We start from the raw sequence: 17,431 nt of genomic DNA, 5'->3' as shown, positions 1-17,431 counted from the left end.
CCCATCCCGTAGTGGAGAGTTCCATGATTTGCCTGAGTTGATCGACCCGCGGAAACATCGCCCGGTCCTCATTGGTGACGGCCTGCGGAGCGCGTCACGAAAGGAAATTCAGCTACGGTTCCGAGCCGATCAGAACCGTAGCTTTTGGCGTTCAACGGGCCGTTGGGTCGCACCCTACTTCTTTGCGCGCGCCGCAGCGCGGGCGTCGGCGATCGCCTGTTTGAAGCCGGCGGCGTCGAGCACGCCCGGCACGCGGAAGGTGCCGATGATGAAGGCGGGTGTGCCCTGGAAGCCGAAAGCCTCGGCCTGCTCGTTGTTGCGGGCCAGCAGCGCATCGATGGCCGGCCCGTGAGTCGTCATGTCCTTGACGGCCCGGTCAACGTCGACGCCGGCCTTTGACATCAGATCCCGCACGATCTGCTCGCTGAGCCTCGTGGTCGCTCCGATCAGGGCGGCGTGCGCCTCATGGTACTTGTCCTGGTACCTGGCTGCGAGAACCATTCGGGCGGCGTATCGTGAGGCGCCGCCGAAGATCGGCCAGTCCTTCATCACGATCCGCAGCTTGCCGTCCTCCTTCGCTATTTTCATCAGCTCCGGCGCGACCTTCTTGCAGTACGGGCACTGATAGTCGAAATACTCGACGATCGTGATGTCGCCTTGCGGATTGCCCATGGACGGAATGTCCGGGTCGCGCAGCACGCTCTCCCTGAACGCGTCGGCTCCCTCTCCGGACGCGGTGGATGAAAGGCCGGCGAGGCCGCCGATGGCGACGCTTGAGGCGATGGCGAGAGCAGCGATGGTTTTCTTCATGATGAGACCTCTATTTGGTGCGTGCCGCTGCGTCGTTGAATGCAGCCGTCACGGACGACGTGGAAAGGATTTCGGAAAGGGCGATGCCGCGGGGAGCCGCGGGACCAAACACGATGTTGAAGGGAATCCCGTAGCGGCCGTGTTGCTGGAGAAACCGCGCGATCTCAGGGTCCGGCCTGGTCCAGTCGGCGCGCAGCGGCACGACATCCGACAAGAGTCGACCCGCCACCTGCTGCCGATTGATGACCAGAGCCTTGTTGATATTGCAGGCGATGCACCAGTCTGCGGTGACGTCCACGAACACGGTCCGACCGTCCGCCACCAGCGACCGCAGTTCCTGCGCCGAAAACGTCCGCCAGGGAATTTCGGCCGGCGCGGACGACGGATGTTGAGGTGCGAAGGCCGCAAGCGCCGCCATGATGACAACCACCACCGCGCCGGCTCCGGCGAGCCTCGCCAAAGCGACACCCTTCACCAGGCCGAGAATAGCGAGCGACACGGCCACCGCCACGCCGATGGAAAGCGCCAGTGACACGCCCGCCACCTCGCCCAGCACCAGAAGCAGCCACCCGGCGGTTGCGAGCAGCGCGACCCCGAACACCCGTTTGACCAGGCCCAGCCAGGGGCCCGGCTTCGGGATGGCCTTGGCGACCGCCGGAAATACCGCAACGAACAGATAGGGCGCCGCCATGCCGAGGCCGAGGGAAGCGAAGATCAGCAGTATTTCTGCCGTTCCCTGCGACAACGCGAAGCCGACGGCGGTCCCGACCAGCGGCGCCGAACATGGCGTCGCGAGCAGCGTCGCGACGAACCCGCTGAGGAAGTGTGAGGTCGTGGATGTTCCTCCGGCGATCCCGCTCACTTTTGTCAGCAAAGCGGGCGGCGCGGCGAGATGGAGCAGATCGAACTGGCTGGCGGCGAATAGCGACAGGATGATCGCCATTCCCGCCAGGAACACCGGTTGCTGGAACTGGATGCCCCACCCGACGCTCGCGCCCGCGGCTTTCATCGCGGCAAGCGCGCCTGCGAGGACGAGGAACGAAACCAGGATGCCCGCGGCGGATGCCGCGAAGCCTCGCCTGACCTGGCCTCGGCCCGCGGTGCTGCCATGGACAAAGGACAGCAGCTTGAGCGAAAGCACGGGAAAGACGCAGGGCATGAAGTTCAGAATGAAACCGCCGGCGAACGCGATGCCGAGGAGCCAGAGCAAACCTGGCGGCGCGGACGCCGGCTGGCGAGCGGCAGGCTCTACCGAACTTTGGCTGCCGCCAGCCTCTATCGCCGGCAAGACAGCGAGCACGCTTTCGTCGCCGGAAACAACGGTGGCCGTCACCGTCCGCTTGCGGAGGTCGGCCGCGGTCGTGCCGGGAAGGTCGACGGAAAGCGTGGCGCGGTTGCCATCATCGAACGTCACCACGGGCTTGTCCGCGCTGAGCGGCGGCTCGCTCTCGATGAACACGTCGGGTGCGAGAAGCGGCTTGCTCGAGGAGATCGCGATCCGCAGCGACGCCGCCTCCGTCGAGGAGCGCTCGATCGAAAGGATGGAAAGCACGTCCGACCCGGGACCGGGGACCTTCGACCGCCACGCGTCAATGGCGGGCTGGGACGGCCCACCATCACCCGGCCGGAACGTCGCCTCCAGCAGGCGCTCTTCGCGGACACAGATCGTGCTGCAGGCATACACGGCAAGCTTGAGGCGGATATTCGTGTCTGCGTTGGGGTCCTGGACTCTCAGCCGCACTGGAAACAGAACTTCCTGCGTGTACCCGACCGTCTCCAGTCCGAGAATGGACAGCCGCGAGGGCGCAGGCCATTGCACCTGCGCGTCTGCCACGTTCGATGATCCCGACCAGTCGAACTCGGTCGGAAGTCCCGCCTCGCCAGGCGATTTCCAGTAGGTCTTCCATCCCGGGCCGAGATCGATGCGGACACCGAGCCACCTTTCGCCGGGCGCAGCGGCAGTGCCGTCGCCCATCATCAGTTCGGCCCTGATATCCGGCTTTGACGTCGCCGGCTTTGAGGCTTTCCCGTCCGCGGCGGCGGCCGCGAAGATGCCAAGCGCGAGAGCGGCGACTGTGCGCAGAATGGTGTAGATAAGCATTTCAGCGCACCTCCGACGCGGCGGACGACATCAGCGCAGCTGCTCGCGACTCAGCCTCGGAGAGCACCACGACCCTGGATCCGACGGGGACGCGGTTGAAGAGGTCGATCACGTCGTGGTTGAGGAGGCGGATGCAACCGCTGGATACGTTCTGGCCGATGCTCTCCGGCTCGTTGGTGCCGTGGATGCGATAGAGCGTGTCCTTGCCGCCCCGGTACAGATAGAGCGCCCGCGCTCCGAGCGGATTGTCGATGCCCGCCGCCATGCCCTGCCGGTACTGCTTGAGCTCGGGCTGCCGTCCCATCATGGCGGAGGTCGGCGTCCAAGTCGGCCACTGCGCCTTGCGGCGGATGTCGGCCTGGCCGGTCCATCCGAAACCGTCGCGACCAACGCCCACGCCGTAGCGCAGCGCGAAGCCGCCTTCCTGCACGAGGTAGAGGAACTTGGCATGGGGATCGACGATGATCGTGCCAGCCGCATGCGTCGTTGGGTAACGCACGCGTTGCTTGACGTATTTCGGGTCGAGGGTTTCGGCCTCGACCGCTGGAATGCGGACGGCGCCGTCCGCAAGTGCGTCATATTGTGGCGAGGGTGGCGCGAACGAAGCCTGCTGGAGCGTCGCCTGGTTGCAGGCGGCCAGCAGTACGTTCAGTCCGGCCGCGCAGAACGCGCGCAGCAACGGATGCGCCGCCGCACGTCGTGCGGCTAACGGCGATATCATCGGGGGGTTCTCCAGGGATCTATGGACGCAATGCGGACGCCAGCAGCGAAGCTGCCGGCGTTTATGCGACGGTCCGGGGAGGCCTGAACTGGGGAGCGCCGAGCCACTGCGCTCGAAGCGCGACGTCGGCAAGCGGCGTGCGTCCGGCGCGAGACGACAACGGTTGGAGAGTGACGGAGCTGGTCGCGGCGAGGCCAACCATGGCGCCGGCGCTGCACGGCGTGCCTACCACGCCCGGAACCGTGCGCGGACAGGGCTTGCCGCTCTTTGATGCCAGGTTCTTCAGAATAAGGGTTTTCTCGACCGAGGTCGGAAACGCGGTGTCCGCCTTGGCCGGGCCCCGTAGGGCTCCCGGCAGCAGGAACGATGCACAGAGAACCGCCACGCAGAACGCGGCCAGCGCCAGACGAGACAGGATTGTCCGCCGAGGCGAGGTGGCTTTGGAACGTGAGGGATTCGCGCGCATCGAATGCTTCTCTCTAACCCGAGCAGGACTGGCAAATCACCTGTCCGTGATGCTTTGGACTCGAATTGTCAGCGGCGCGTTGATAAGGACGATCTTCCGAATGAGACGGTCCTTCCCATGACCCGCATCGTCACGATCACCCTAAACCCGGCGGTCGATCTCTCGACCTCGGTGGACATCATCCAGCCGGTGGCAAAGCTCCGTGGGAAGTCGCAGCGCCGCGATCCCGGCGGCGGCGGCGTCAATGTGGCGCGGGTGATCAAGCGGCTCGGTGGCGAGGCCTGCGCGATCTATCCGGTCGGCGGCGCGATCGGCACGCTGCTGCGGCGGCTGCTCGATCAGGAGGGCGTCGCCAGCCGTACCTTCACGATTGCGGGGGAAACGCGGGAGAATTTCTTTGTCGGCGAAATCGCCAGCGGCAAGCAATACCGGTTCATTCTCCCCGGCGCGCGGCTCAGCGAAACGGAATGGCAGGAGTGCCTCAAGCTGGTTTCGGAAATCGAGCCGTTCCCCCGTTTCCTGGTCGCAAGCGGCAGCCTGCCTGATGGCGTCCCCGATGATTTCTACGCGAGGCTGATACGGATCGCCAGGCAGCGCGGCGCCAGGGTGTTCCTGGACACGTCGGGCCCGGCGCTCGCGGCGGCGGTGGCTGATGGCGTCGACCTGATCAAGCCGAACCTGCGCGAAATGCAAGAGTTGGCCGGAAGCGAAGCATCGAATGCCGGCGAATGGGAAGCTGCGGCCCGGGCGATAGTTGCCCAAGGGAAAGTCGCGGCCGTGGCGCTGACGATGGGCCATCTCGGCGCGGCGCTGGTGACGCGCGACGAGGTGCTGCGCGCGGCGCCGATTCCGATCACGCCCCGGAGCGCGGTCGGCGCCGGCGACAGTTTTCTGGGCGCGCTGACCTGGCGGGTCGCCGATGGCGCGTCGCTCGCCGACGCCTTCCACACGGCGGTCGCTGCCGGCGCGGCGGCTCTGCTCCATCCCGGGACCGAACTTTGCCGGCCCGACGACGTCAGGCGTCTTGCCGATCAGGTGACGATCGAGCGGCTGTGAACGGACGGCAGCGCTCTGCGCCTTTTCCGTCATCGGCACGCGCTGCGGTTGGCAGTTGAGGATTGCTCCATGGAGCCTGTCGTGATCGCGCTCTTGCGGGCCCTTGAACGCCCGCTGCCGCTCAGACGGGTATCTTAACAGGGGACTAACTCTAAACCGGGAAGAAGGCCTCGCCCGTAGTTAAGCGGAGGTGCCTACTCGGAACGAACTCCACGATCTGTCGCTTATCGTTTGTGATGCTGATCGGGGATATTGCATATGTCGGACCGTAGATATTTCTCGTCGACCCACAAGTACGGCGTTGAACTCAAGGAAGCCGGGAGTCTCGACCTGGAGATGCACGCCCGGTTGGAGGCAGGCTTGCTGGATCCGGAACCCTTGAGCCGCTCTCTATTGATGGTCGTTGGGGAACCCGATAAGCCGTCGAAGTGGCAGACCCTGAGAAAGTTTTTCCACTGATTGAGGTCGGCGGCCCTATTCGCCGACGAGCCAACCGGCCAATGACGGCGAGTAATGCGGCAGGCGGCAATTTCGGCCGCATGGAACTCGTTTTGTGCACACGGGTCCTTCTACGTTTCCTTGCGTTGGGATGCTGGCAACAGGCAATCCTACGGTACACCTTGGTTCGCGACCACTATCAGCAAGCGTTGGAGGCCAGCATGGATGAGCACCAGATAAACGTGATTATCGCAACCGCGATCTGCGAATGCGAAAAGCATCAATCGGATAGGAAGGTCGATCTGGAGCAAGCCAAGCAAATGGCGAAAGCTGTAGTCGCAGCGCTAAAGGATGCCGGACTGCAGATCGATGCTGTCGAAAAACCTTGACGAGTCCTGCAGCCTGATCTGGCTGCGCGTTCGCGCACGGGGAAAGGCGCGGCGCCTGGATCAGGCCGAACTGACGTGATGAGGCGGGGGCAATGTCGCGGTCAAAGAATCCGCCTCATTCGAACCAACTCGACAACTTGTTCGGCGTTGATGATTTCAGCAATCAAGGGTGGTTGAGGAATCGTCTTGATGTCGTAGAGGTGCCGGGTTCCCTCCGGCCGGGCCATGAAATTCTTGATGCATTCCTCGAGCGTGCCTTCCAAGACGAAGTAAGGCCCGGTTCCGCCTTCACGGCGGGAGTTATTCAGCGACGGCCACTTTCGAACCTTGGCGGGTACGTCAAACCTCACCGTCTCGACGTCCGCGCTCATATTACGTTACGCCCTCGCGGCTTCGGAAACTTCACGAACTCCGGTACATCGCCCTAACCCAAAGCACTGTTGATTGTTCCACAGCCAAATCGGAAACGCTTCCCGTGCGGCCGATTCGAATGCGAAGCGGATGGGTCCCGCTCTCGGCAGAGCGAGAATTTACTGGAAACCGGGAGTGGTCCACCGGGGGGCGCTCCTGGCGAACGCCAGCATCCAGCGAAAGTCAGCCGCGAGGGAGACCTCTCAATCGTGCGGGTCGGCAAGATAGAAGTTTATCGCATCCCCGACGCGTTCGGGGGGGGGACGGATGATTGACCTGCAATAGAATACAATGCAGCGGTCGACCATCACCGCTGCCATCGTTGCGGGAATGGCGGAGCCCTTCTCCTTCACGCGCGCTGGTCCAGCATCACCTTGAAATCCGCCCGCGCGCGCTGGGCCTCGCGCCTGGCGGTCTCGGAGGCTTCGCCGAGGCCGAAATAGCCATGGATCAGGCCGGGGCCGTCATGATATTTGGTCGGGACGCCGGCGGCCTGCAGCGCCTGCGCATAGGCCTTGCCCTCGTCGCGCAGCGGATCGAACCAGGCGGTGGTGACGACCGCAGGCGCCAGCCCCGCGAGGTTCTTGGCGCGCAGCGGTGAGACGCGCCAGTCGGCGCCGTGGCTGGCTTCGGCGAGATAATGGCCGCAGAACCACTCCATCACGGCGCGCGACAGGAAATAACCCTCGGCATTCTCCGCGCGCGAGGGAAAGCGGGCGTTCTCGCCTGCATCGGCGAAACTGCCGAACACGTCGGTGACGGGATACACCAGCAATTGCGCCGAAAGCCGGATGCCGGCGTCGCGGCAGGCGATCGCGGTGGCGGCCGCCAGGTTGCCGCCCGCGCTGTCGCCGGCCAGGCCGACGCGCCGCTCGTCGCCGCCGAATTCGGCAATCCGTGCGATGACGTCCCGGGTGGCAGCGAAGGCATCCTCGAACGCGCCGGGAAAGCGCACCTCGGGCGGGCGGCGATAATCAACGGAGACGACGATGGCCCCGGTCTCGATCGCCAGCCAGCGCGCCTGCCGGTCGTGGGTGTCGAGGTCGCCGGCGACCCAGCCGCCGCCATGGAAAAACACCACGGTAGGCGACGTCTCGCCGGAGTTGCGATAGACCCGCGCGGCGAGAAATCCGGCAGCGCCCTTCACCTTGATGTCTTCCGCGCTCATCACCGGGGGCGGAGGAACGGCGGCGCGCGATGCCGCCAGCGCGCTGAGCGCTTCGCGCGCGCTTTGCGGCGTCATCGCCGCGGGATCGCGCAGCGGCAGCAGCGGAATGATCTCAGCGATGACGGGGTCGAGCGGCGTAATCATGCGGTGGGCCTCGCGGTTAGACGAGGCCGCAGCATAGGTAAGGCGCGCCGCTCCCGCAATTGCTGCGTTGACAGGGGGGTGGCCGGATCGGCCAGCGTTGCTGGCGATCGGGGTGCCGGACGATCCCGCGGATTTTCATCAATTGAGAGCGATTCCCTCAAGCAAACAAGCGGGAATGCGTTGCTAGACTCGCACACCGCTTAACTCCTTCTTATCCGTAAGGGGCGAGCGGACGTGGTGAACAGTCCGCCGGGCTGTTCACCACTCAAGCCAAAGGAGGCGCGTGATGAAACAGTTGGTAGGCGTGGATCTGGCGCTCGACGAATTGCTGGTGCAACTCGGCGCGATGGTGCTGAGGCTGTCCAGCCCCGAGGTGACGCGGACCGCCGAAGAGCGGCACGCGCTGTCGCTCTCGGTCAAGAAATTCTCGGTATGTGCATCGCGATCGAACGACCCGCGCGTGCATCAGCTCAAGACCCAACTCGATGCGACCATCAGGCCGCAATTGCGGCTGGTTGGCAGCGCATAGGTTCTCACACTACCGGCACGCGCATCGCGGCGATCGCGGCCGGAGAGATGATTTCGATATCGAGCGGCACCCGCCAGCGTTCGGTCAGCCGTACGCGCGGAGCTTCATTACGGCCGCCAGCGCCTTCGATGACGAAGCCCTCGAAGCCGCCGCTCATCACCTCGTTGCACTTCTGGACATAGACCGGAAATCCGCCGATATAGGGCATGAATACCCGCGGCCGTCCCGGGATATTGGCGCCGACATACCAGGAGCTGCAGGTCGACCGCAGCGAGACCTTTGATACCTCGTTGACATGGTCGACCCATTGGTCCTCGTAAGCCTGGATCGGTTCGATCGTGGCCGCGCCGATGTCGCGCAGATGCGCCATGCAGTCGGCCATCCAGTCGACATGCTGCTCGATCGCCTGGATCATGCTGGCCAGCACCGACGGGCTTCCCGGCCCGGTGATCGTGAACAGATTGGGAAAGCCCACCGTCGCCACGCCGAGATAGGTGCGCGGGCCGGCGCGCCATTTTTCGGCGAGCGTCTGCCCGTTGCGGCCGGTGATCGCGATCCTGTCGAACGATCCCGTCATCGCGGCAAAGCCGGTGGCGCAGACGATGGCGTCGAGCGGATATTCGGTGCCGTTCACCTCGATGCCGCCGGCGGTAAACCGCTCGATCGGCGTCTTCGACACATCGACCAGCCTGACATGGGGCAGGTTGTAGGTCTCGAAGTACCCGGTATCGACGCACAGGCGCTTGCAGCCGAACACATTGTCCGGGCACAGGAGCTCGGCGGTGGCGGGGTCACGAACGATCGAGCGGATCTTGTCGCGCGCAAATTCGGCGATGGTGTCGTTGGCGGCCTTCTCGAACAGGAGATCGCCGAAGGCGCCGAGGAAGGGCAGGCCGCCGCGCTGCCATGCTTCCTCATATTGCCGCGTGCGTTCCTCCGGCGCTGCCTCCAGCGCAGGCTTCATGTTGAAGGGAAAATAGAACCCGGTCGGTCGCGCCCGGGCCTTGGCGCGGAGCGCCGGATAATCTGCCTTGATGGCCTGCCGGTATTCCGGCGTCAGCTTCGTGTTCCAGGCCGGGACCGAATAGGTCGCGGTGCGCTGGAATACCGTCAGCGCGGCGGCCTGCTGCGCAATCAGCGGGATCGACTGGATCGCCGACGAACCCGTGCCGATCACGCCGACGCGAAGCCCGGTGAAGTCGACCCCCTCATGCGGCCATTCGCCGGTGTGATAGAGGGCGCCGCGAAAGTCCTCGCGGCCCCTGAACGGCACGTGGTTGGCCGCCGACAGGCAGCCGACCGCCATGATGCAGAATTTGGCGGCGACCCGGTCGCCGCGATCGGTCGCGATCCGCCAGCATTGGTCGCTTTCGTCGAAGCTGGCCGCCGTCACGCGGGTATCGAACATGATATCCCGGCGCAGGTCGAACCGGTCGGCGACATGGTTGGCGTAGGCCAGAATCTCCGGCTGCGGGGCGTACTTCTCCGACCAGTCCCATTGCTGGTCCAGCTCTTCCGAGAACGAAAACGAATACTGCATGCTCTCGACGTCGCAGCGGGCGCCAGGATAGCGGTTCCAGTACCAGGTGCCGCCGACGCCGCCGCCGGCCTCGTAGACCCGCGCCGTGAAACCAAGTCCGCGCAGCCGGTGCAGCATGTAAAGGCCGGCAAAGCCCGCGCCGACGATCACGGCGTCGAACACCTGGTCCACTTCCGGCGAGCGTTCTGACTGTTCCTGCATGAAGGCAGCATCGACCGAAAACACGCCGGCGGTCAATCGCGTCGCAGCGCCGGGCGGCCATGCGATTCGGTGCTTGCGGCCCGAGCGGCCGCTGCCGGGGACGGCGGGCCGCCGGTTTCACAGGTGGGCATGCAGGAAGCCCGGTCCGGCTAGAGTGTCTTGAGGTACTCGATCAGCGCCTTGCGATCGCCGGGCGACAGAGCCGGACCGATGACGCCCTTGATCTCCTTGTCCTTGCGGTATTCCTTCCTGAATTCGTGCCCGGTGTTCCAGTTGCCGCGGATCGAGGTGTCGAATTCGAAGCCGTTTTCGATCTTGTCGAACCTGTAGCCAAGATTCACGGGGTCGTATTCGCGGTTGCCGAGATAGAATTTCTTCGGCCGGTCTTCCGGCGGGCCGAGCAGCGCCTCGACGGTGGGGACCGAGCCGTTGTGAAGATAGGGCGGCGTCGCCCAGACACCGTTGAGCGGCCGCACCTTGTAGGCGAGATCAGCCCGAATCTCGTTGGGCATGTTCCCGTCTATGCGCTTTCGTTTGGCGTCGCTCAAGGGCGGCTCGCGCTGTGCGTAGATGCGATTGACGGTGTTCTCGACCACGGTTTTGAGCGCGTATGCGAACCGCGGGTCGTTGAGCCCGAGGTTGGAGGGAAGCGAAACCGTGCGGTTCGCCATGTCTTCGGCCTGCGCGGGATCGGTGCCGATATGCGAGATCGGGATGTTTTCGATCTTGACGATCGCCTCGCCGGCACCGTTCTTTGTCCACGCTTTCTCGTTGTCGAAGTTGTAGAACGCCTCGCTCGCGACCGGCGGGCGGTGGCATTCCTGGCAATGGGTCTTGTAGAGCTCCGCGCCCTGGGCCGCCAGCTTCTGGTCGATCGGCGGCAGGATGTCAGCGGGCCATTTCGGCGATTTCAGGCCCGAGAACCCGTCCCTGGCGTTCGGCGGAGTCTTGCCCTTGATCAGTTGCTCCATTCTGTCGAGCGAGTCGATGTTGACGCTCGATTTGTAGAGGCCCCTGGAGGGCTCGGTCAGGTTGATCTCCGCCGATACGCCGAGCGCCTCGCCGGCATTGCGCACCATCGGCTGCATGATCGAGCCGTTGTACTGCACCCAGTCGAACCACGGCGTGTTCCATATCCTGGGGTAATGCACCGGCGCGGAGGAGCCCGCATAGTTTTCCGGCTTCTTCAGTCCGATCGCAAATACCTGGTTGCCGATCCGGTTGAGCGCGTCCAGCCGTCCATAGCCTTCGCGAACGCTCTGCGAGGCGACGCGTTCCTCCAGCTCCTTGACCTGCTTGTATTGGCCCAGGACCTGGTCGAGCTGGTATTTCAGCGCCTCGCGGTCGTCGAGCGTGGCGTCCGGCCCCAGCACGCGCTCGGCGAAGCGGTCGAAGCGGCCGGGCCAGACCTTGGTCAGCAACAGCGAGACGCCGATGCCTTGCTTCATGGTCAAGAGGCTGGTGAGCGCCGGTCCGCCGTCGATGACGATCTCGGTGTCCTTGTAGGTGAGGCGGCCGGTATGACAGGCCGCGCAGGTCAGGCCGATACCCTTCATGTCCAGCTTCGTGCGCGGATTTTTCCATGGCGCGCCCGACGGATCCAGCATCGGGCCGCCTTGCGCAAGCCCGATCGGCAGCGCCTCTTTGCCGGAGATGATTGTATCCGGAATGAAGCCGTAGCGATCGAGATAGGCGGTCTCGCTGAAGCGGCCGACGGCGGTGAACAGCAACGGCGAAATCGTCGGCTGTTCCAGCGCCATGAACCATTCATAGGGGACGCCGAAGGTCCGCGTCCCCTGATCGGCGTGATAGTACCAGCTCAGTTCCTCCTTGCTGATACCCTGATCGAGCCAGACGGTTTTCTTGGGTTGCGGATATTCCACAAGTTTGACGTGCAAGTCCTGCCACAGCTGGGCGATGTCGTCCTTGAAGGCGGCGTAAATGCCGCCCATGATCAATACCGCGACACCAAGTTTCGCTATCGTCCCGCCGCGCATGGCCAGATCCTTTCAAAAAAAACGCGCCGTTCGCGCGCAATATGATTCATCTGCAAAAAAGCCGGAACGTGATTCATCCCCGGCGTGCGCTCCAATATCATGCCAGCTTATAGTCGCGTCAAATGTCTGTCCACAAATCCGGGTGGCTGGGCCTGGCGACAACGGCAACGAGGCGCGGTGACCGGATGATGTCGAAAGGCTGACGATCAGATGAAAGCGGTCGACCCGACGCCACTCCGAATTGAGATCAAGCCTGGTGAAGCGGTTTCCGCGCTTTTGATCCGGCCGCCGCAGCCTCGCGCGTGCTACGTTTTCGCACACGGGGCGGGGGCGGGCATGTCGCACTCGTCGATGGAAACGATAGCGGCGGGTCTTGGCGAGCGCGGCATCGCGACGCTGCGCTATCAGTTTCCCTACATGGAAAGAGGCGGCAGCAGGCCGGACGCGCCGGCGGTGGCGCATGCCGCGGTCCGCGCCGCGGTGGTGGAAGCCGGGCGATGCTGCCCGACGCTGCCGCTGGTGGCGGGCGGAAAATCGTTCGGCGGGCGGATGACGTCGCAGGCGCAGGCGCTGTCGCCGCTACCCGGCGTCCGCGGGCTGGCGTTTCTCGGCTTTCCGCTGCACCCCGCCGGAAAGCCGTCGGCCGAACGCGCCGCGCATCTGGCGCAAGTGAAGGTCCCGATGCTGTTCCTGCAAGGGACGCGCGATGCGCTGGCGGAACCCGCGCTGCTCGAGCCTGTCGTCGCGGCGCTGGGATCGCGGGCGACGCTGCGCTGGTCCGACGGCGCCGATCATTCCTTTCATGTGCTGAAGCGGTCGGGGCGAAACGATCGCGAGGTCATGGGCGAGGCGCTGGACGCGTTATCGGCATGGATTGATGGGGTTGTCAGCTAACCCTCTGAAGTCGTCCCTGCAAACGCACTAGGGCATGCACACATCTCTAAAACGGACTCCAAAACAGTGACTTAGGTGATCCCTTTTTCGGACCGGTCGTGGGGTAGATTGCTCGGCGATCATTGAAAAGACTCGTACTTTTCTCCGATGCAACGAGCCGATCAAAAGATGTGTGCATGCCATAGTGCGAACGCAGGGACCCATACGCCGCGGCCGTTATGATAGGGCGTTGTGGCAATCGCATTGCCATTCAGCTAGGCTCTGTGGTTATGGGTCCCGGATCGCGCGGAGCCTGTCATCGGGCGGCGCTTCGCGCCGACCCGTTGGCTTGTCCGGGACGACGGTGAGAGAGTTGCGCTTCGTTCCATCCCGGTTACGATGCGTTCATGACAAGAATCCTGATCGTCAATCCGAACACCACATCTTCCATGACCGAGACGATCGGCGCGGCGGCGCGCGCGGTCGCGGCACCTGGCACCGAAATAGCGGCGGTGACCTCGCCGATGGGGCCGGTCTCGATCGAGGGCTATTACGACGAGGCGTTTGCCGTCCCCGGCCTGATCCAGGCACTCGTCAACGCGCCCGATGCCGATGCCGCCATCATCGCCTGCTTCGACGACACCGGGCTCGACGCCGCGCGTTCGATCGCGGGCTATCCTGTCGTTGGCATCTGCGAGGCGGCGCTGGTGACCGCCGGCCAACTGGCCAAGCGCATCGCGGTCGTCACCACGCTGCCGCGCTCGATCGTGCCGCTCGAAGAACTGGTCCGCCGCTATGGCTTTGCGGAACGGGCCGCGGTCACCGCCTGCAACGTCGCGGTGCTCGATCTCGAAAGTCCGGGCTCGGGTGCGGAAGCCAAACTCGAGGCCGAGATCGCGCGCGCTCTCGACCGCGGCGCGGAGGCGATCGTGCTGGGCTGCGCCGGCATGGCCGACCTCACGGCCAAATTGTCGCGGAAATTCGCCGTGCCCGTCGTCGATGGCGTGGCGGCCGCGGTGAAGCAGGCCGAAGCGCTGGCCGGGCTCAAGCTCACGACATCAAGGCGCGGCGCTTACGCCTCGCCGGCGGCCAAGAACTACAGCGGGATACTGGCGCCGTTCGCGCCGACTGAAACGTCATAGCGCTGCAAGGAACAAAGGATTGCTTCGCTTCGCTCGCAATGACGGTGGTCACACCGGCGCGCCGTAGATCTTGTCGCGCAGCCGCCGCATGCCTGTCAGCCAGCGGTCGCGGCTGGAAGCCTTGCGCTGAACATATTCCGCGACCTGCGGATGCGACAGGATGAGAAAGCGTTCGGCCTCCATCGCCTCGATCACCATGCGCGCGACTTCCGGCGGCTGCAAGACGCCGTCGACCCGCGCGGCGCTCGGGCCGGGCAGCGTCATGCCGGTCTGCACCGATTGCGGGCACAGCACCGAGACGCGGATGCCGCGGTCGCCATACTGGATGGCCAGGTGCTCGGCGAGCGCGATCGCCGCGTTCTTGGTGACGCCGTAGGGCATCGAGTTCAGCGACGCCAGCAGGCCTGCCGCGGAAGCGGTGTTGAGCAGATAGCCGGATCCGCGCGCGAGCATGCCGGGCACCAGCGCGCGGGCGGCGAACACATGGCTCATGACATGCACCCGCCAGCTGACGTCCCAGTCGGCGTCGGAGGCGCTTTCCTGTCCCTTGCGCGACAGGCCGGCGTTGGAAAAGAACACGCCGACCGGGCCATATTTGGCTTCGGCGGCCGCGACCAGCGCCTTGATATCGGCTTCAAGCCCTACGTCGGCGGTCACCGCGAGGCCGTCGATATCGCCGGCGACGGCAGCCAGCCGGTCGCGCGAGCTTCTGAGGTCGGCGACGACCACGCCCGCTGCGCCTGCTGCCGCATAGGCGCGCGCCACCGCCTCGCCGATGCCGCTCGCGCCTCCGGTAACGACGCAAACCTTGCCCTTGACCTGCATGATGCCGCCTCCCGCTTGTTGAATGTTCAGCCCTTGTAGAGCCCCTTGTCGCGTGCCTGCCGGATCGCCAGCGCGGCGAGGAAGTCGAGCATCGGCGTCGCCAGTCCGGCGGCGCGCGCAAACGCGGCCGGCGCGCGAACCAGCGCGTCGATCTCCATGGCGCGGCCACGCTCATAGTCCTGCAGGATCGAGGGCTTGTGGTCCGGCGCCGGGCCGGCGCGCGTCACGCGCCTGACCGAGGGAAAACAGTACTGCGCCACGCTGCTGGCCTCGTCGAGCAGGCGCGGCACGATTTCGGCCAGCGCAGGGTCGTCGCGAACCCCGCGCGCGGTCTGCCCGGTCAGCAGGCACAGCACCGACATCGACATGTTGGTCAGGAGTTTCGACCAGACTGTCTCCCTGATTTGCGGGACGTCCGGCGATTCGATCTCGGCCTCATTCAGCGCCGCACGCAGCCGCGCGATCCGCTCGCTCGAACGGTCGTCGCATTCGCCGATCAGGAGGCGGTTGCGCTCGGGCGAAAGGTTGGCGGCCACGCCCGGCGCGATGACCTCATTGGACGAGAACACCACGCCGCCGATGATCCGTTGCCTCGGGATCGCCGCGCGCAGCCGTCTGCCGGGATCGAGAAAGGCGAGATCAGGCACCGGCGGATGTTCAGCGGAAAGCCCGATATCGTACCACCAGGGAATGCCGTTCTGCGCGAACACCACGCCGGTGTCCTCGCCGAGAAGGGGTTGCAGCCCGGCGGCGAGGCTGGCCAGCCCGGTCGCCTTCAGGGTCGCGATGACGACGTCCTGCAGGCCCAGCGCCGCCGGATCGTCCGACGCCTTCACCCTGGCCTTGAGATCGACGTCGCCGACCCGCAGCGTCAGCCCGTTTGCTTTCACCGCCTCCAGATGCGGACCCCGCATCACGCAGGAGACCTCGTGCCCCGCCAGCGCCAGCCGCACCGCGAAATGGCTGCCGACGGCGCCCGCACCGAAAACGCAGATACGCATGGGGTGGATTTCCTGCCGGAGCGAACGAACGTCTGGAGCGCCTAGTTTTCACAAGCCTCGTTCTGGCGCAACCGCTCTCGCCGGGCACGAGGGTTGCGGAACGGCGCGGACCCGCGGAAGCCGTGCCGTTCAGTCGATGTTCATCAAACCTCCCGTCCAGTTGGTGGTGTAACCAGGTGGGGCGTGCCATGTCGAAGCTTGGACTGGGAATTGCTGTCGTTGTTCTGGCGGCCGCGCTGTCGGCGGCCGGATATGCGGACGCGAAGGGTGGTCACGGCGGCGGCCGTGGCGGCGGGCACCATGGCGGCCGTCACCATGGTGGCGGTCACGGCCACAAGCATTTTGGCGCGCGGCATCATGGCGGTGGTCATGGCTACAAGCATTTCGGCAGACGGCATCATGGCGGCCAATTTCGCGGCAGGCCGGCGCATTCCCGCGCATTCTCCGCCTACCGCATGAATGATGGCGGCCGTGCGCCGAACGCGCGTGCGTTCGCCCGCAGCCACCGTCACGCCGTTGCCTTGCATAATCCCGCCGCACGGACCCGGATGATTGCAGGCGCGGCGCTCGCCGGATGGCACCACAACGGCTCCCGGGGCGGCTGGTGGCGACACGGAAATGGTGGATACGGCTGGGTCGGGCCGCTGTTCTGGCCGTTCGCCTATTTCGACATCTACGATTATGCGCTGTGGGGACGTGGTGCGACCGCCCCGTTCTGGTTCTATGGCCATGACGACATCTATGCCGGCCTGTTCGGGCCGTATGACTACGAGGGTCTTGCGGGCTACCTGCCGCCGCGTGGCGCTCCCGACGTGGCGGCGGGCCGGCTGGCGTCACTGTGCGGCGACGACAGCCGCGAAGTCGCCGGCCTGCCGATCGAGGTGATGGCGCAGGTGATCGATCCCGCCGAGGCGCAACGCGCCGCGCTCGACGAGCTCGCCAATGCGTCGGTGACATCGGCGCAAAAGATCAAGGCGGCGTGCCCGACGACGGTAGCGCTGACGGCGCCTGGCCGGCTCGCCTCGATGCAGCAGCGCATCGAGGCGATGATGTCGGGCGTCGCCACCGTGCAGCCGCCGCTGGAGAAGTTTTACGGACTGCTGGACGACGAGCAGAAAGCGCGGCTGAATGCGGTCGCCGACGATCAGGGCCGGAAAAGCGGACGGCGCGGCAACAGGTCGTTCACGCGGGCCTGCGACGTCACGGAGCCGTCTGCGCTGCGATGGCCGGCCGAGGAGATCGAGGCAAGGCTGCGTCCGACCGATGCGCAGCGCACGAGCCTTGCCGCCCTGCAAGACGCCAATGCAAAAGCCGCCGAAATGCTGAGCGTCTCGTGCCGGGCCGACGACGCGATCACGCCGCCGGCGCGGCTTGCCGCGGCCGGCAAGCGGCTCGACACCATGCTGCAGGCGGTCAGGCAGGTACGCGCGGCGCTCGACGGCTTCTATGCGACGTTGAACGACGAGCAGAAAGCCCAGTTCGAGGCGATCGGGCCGCGGCGAACCTCGCTCGCCGACAGGTCGGACATGATGCAGCGGCGCGGGCGCAGGTAGCTCGACCACCCCGTGACAGCGACTGCGATCCCGGCCTATGGTCCGGAATTGTCAACCTGCCGAACA

The 17,431-nt window shown here is 65.2% G+C and carries 16 protein-coding genes; 6 read left to right on the top strand and 10 right to left on the bottom strand.

Annotation, left to right across the window (positions count from 1 at the left end):
• Positions 1-174 precede the first annotated feature (174 nt).
• From Q0D31_RS13385 to Q0D31_RS13370, 4 genes are all read right to left on the bottom strand, one after another.
• The gene (locus Q0D31_RS13385) at positions 175-810 is read right to left on the bottom strand and encodes a DsbA family protein (RefSeq protein ID WP_291851320.1); all 636 of its coding nucleotides are present in this window, start codon (positions 808-810) and stop codon (positions 175-177) included.
• 10 nt (positions 811-820) lie between these two features.
• A complete protein-coding gene (locus Q0D31_RS13380) occupies positions 821-2,911 on the bottom strand; it encodes a protein-disulfide reductase DsbD domain-containing protein (RefSeq protein WP_291851317.1) in 2,091 nt (696 codons plus the stop codon).
• Between the two features lies 1 nt (position 2,912).
• A complete protein-coding gene (locus Q0D31_RS13375) occupies positions 2,913-3,632 on the bottom strand; it encodes a L,D-transpeptidase (RefSeq protein WP_291851314.1) in 720 nt (239 codons plus the stop codon).
• Positions 3,633-3,693: 61 nt separating this feature from the next.
• Entirely contained in the window at positions 3,694-4,098 is a 405-nt protein-coding gene (locus Q0D31_RS13370) for a hypothetical protein (RefSeq protein WP_291851311.1), read from the bottom strand.
• Positions 4,099-4,215: 117 nt separating this feature from the next.
• On the opposite strand from Q0D31_RS13370, the gene Q0D31_RS13365 reads away from it, so the two are divergent.
• Together Q0D31_RS13365 and Q0D31_RS13360 are read left to right on the top strand one after the other, a co-directional pair.
• A complete protein-coding gene (locus Q0D31_RS13365; protein ID WP_291851308.1) occupies positions 4,216-5,154 on the top strand; it encodes a 1-phosphofructokinase family hexose kinase in 939 nt (312 codons plus the stop codon).
• Positions 5,155-5,582: 428 nt separating this feature from the next.
• Positions 5,583-5,981 (top strand): hypothetical protein, encoded by a 399-nt coding sequence (locus Q0D31_RS13360; RefSeq protein ID WP_291851305.1) that lies wholly within the window; start codon positions 5,583-5,585, stop codon positions 5,979-5,981.
• Between the two features lie 101 nt (positions 5,982-6,082).
• Here Q0D31_RS13360 and Q0D31_RS13355 read toward each other — a convergent pair whose 3' ends face one another.
• Both Q0D31_RS13355 and Q0D31_RS13350 read right to left on the bottom strand, forming a co-directional pair.
• Positions 6,083-6,352, bottom strand: coding sequence for a hypothetical protein (locus tag Q0D31_RS13355; protein ID WP_291851302.1), 270 nt, complete (start codon positions 6,350-6,352; stop codon positions 6,083-6,085).
• A gap of 389 nt (positions 6,353-6,741) precedes the next feature.
• Positions 6,742-7,704, bottom strand: a complete 963-nt coding sequence (locus tag Q0D31_RS13350) for an alpha/beta hydrolase (RefSeq protein WP_291851299.1) — start codon at positions 7,702-7,704, stop codon at positions 6,742-6,744.
• Between the two features lie 286 nt (positions 7,705-7,990).
• Between Q0D31_RS13350 and Q0D31_RS13345 the strand changes: the two genes are divergently transcribed.
• Positions 7,991-8,233: a hypothetical protein gene (locus Q0D31_RS13345; RefSeq protein WP_291851296.1), complete on the top strand. Its 243-nt coding sequence runs from the start codon at positions 7,991-7,993 to the stop codon at positions 8,231-8,233.
• 4 nt (positions 8,234-8,237) lie between these two features.
• Here Q0D31_RS13345 and Q0D31_RS13340 read toward each other — a convergent pair whose 3' ends face one another.
• Positions 8,238-9,974 (bottom strand): NAD(P)/FAD-dependent oxidoreductase, encoded by a 1,737-nt coding sequence (locus Q0D31_RS13340; RefSeq protein WP_291851431.1) that lies wholly within the window; start codon positions 9,972-9,974, stop codon positions 8,238-8,240.
• 149 nt (positions 9,975-10,123) lie between these two features.
• Positions 10,124-11,971, bottom strand: a complete 1,848-nt coding sequence (locus Q0D31_RS13335; protein ID WP_291851292.1) for a di-heme-cytochrome C peroxidase — start codon at positions 11,969-11,971, stop codon at positions 10,124-10,126.
• A 210-nt stretch (positions 11,972-12,181) separates the two neighbouring features.
• Here Q0D31_RS13335 and Q0D31_RS13330 point away from each other — a divergent pair, with 210 nt between their 5' ends.
• Positions 12,182-12,865, top strand: a complete 684-nt coding sequence (locus Q0D31_RS13330; RefSeq protein ID WP_291851289.1) for an alpha/beta family hydrolase — start codon at positions 12,182-12,184, stop codon at positions 12,863-12,865.
• Between the two features lie 386 nt (positions 12,866-13,251).
• The gene (locus Q0D31_RS13325; protein ID WP_291851285.1) at positions 13,252-13,986 is read left to right on the top strand and encodes an aspartate/glutamate racemase family protein; all 735 of its coding nucleotides are present in this window, start codon (positions 13,252-13,254) and stop codon (positions 13,984-13,986) included.
• A gap of 48 nt (positions 13,987-14,034) precedes the next feature.
• On the opposite strand, the gene Q0D31_RS13320 is transcribed toward Q0D31_RS13325, so the two are convergent.
• Both Q0D31_RS13320 and Q0D31_RS13315 read right to left on the bottom strand, forming a co-directional pair.
• On the bottom strand, positions 14,035-14,811 hold the full coding sequence (locus tag Q0D31_RS13320) for an SDR family oxidoreductase (protein WP_291851282.1): 777 nt from the start codon (positions 14,809-14,811) through the stop codon (positions 14,035-14,037).
• Positions 14,812-14,837: 26 nt separating this feature from the next.
• The gene (locus tag Q0D31_RS13315) at positions 14,838-15,812 is read right to left on the bottom strand and encodes a 2-dehydropantoate 2-reductase (protein WP_291851279.1); all 975 of its coding nucleotides are present in this window, start codon (positions 15,810-15,812) and stop codon (positions 14,838-14,840) included.
• Between the two features lie 188 nt (positions 15,813-16,000).
• Between Q0D31_RS13315 and Q0D31_RS13310 the strand changes: the two genes are divergently transcribed.
• Positions 16,001-17,365: a Spy/CpxP family protein refolding chaperone gene (locus tag Q0D31_RS13310; RefSeq protein WP_291851276.1), complete on the top strand. Its 1,365-nt coding sequence runs from the start codon at positions 16,001-16,003 to the stop codon at positions 17,363-17,365.
• The last annotated feature ends 66 nt before the right edge of the window (positions 17,366-17,431 follow it).

This window comes from Bradyrhizobium sp., from assembly GCF_022844465.1.
Classification (GTDB): Bacteria; Pseudomonadota; Alphaproteobacteria; order Rhizobiales; family Xanthobacteraceae; genus Bradyrhizobium.
Note: the sequence above shows the minus strand (reverse complement) of the source record. Positions and strands in the feature narration are given on the sequence as shown.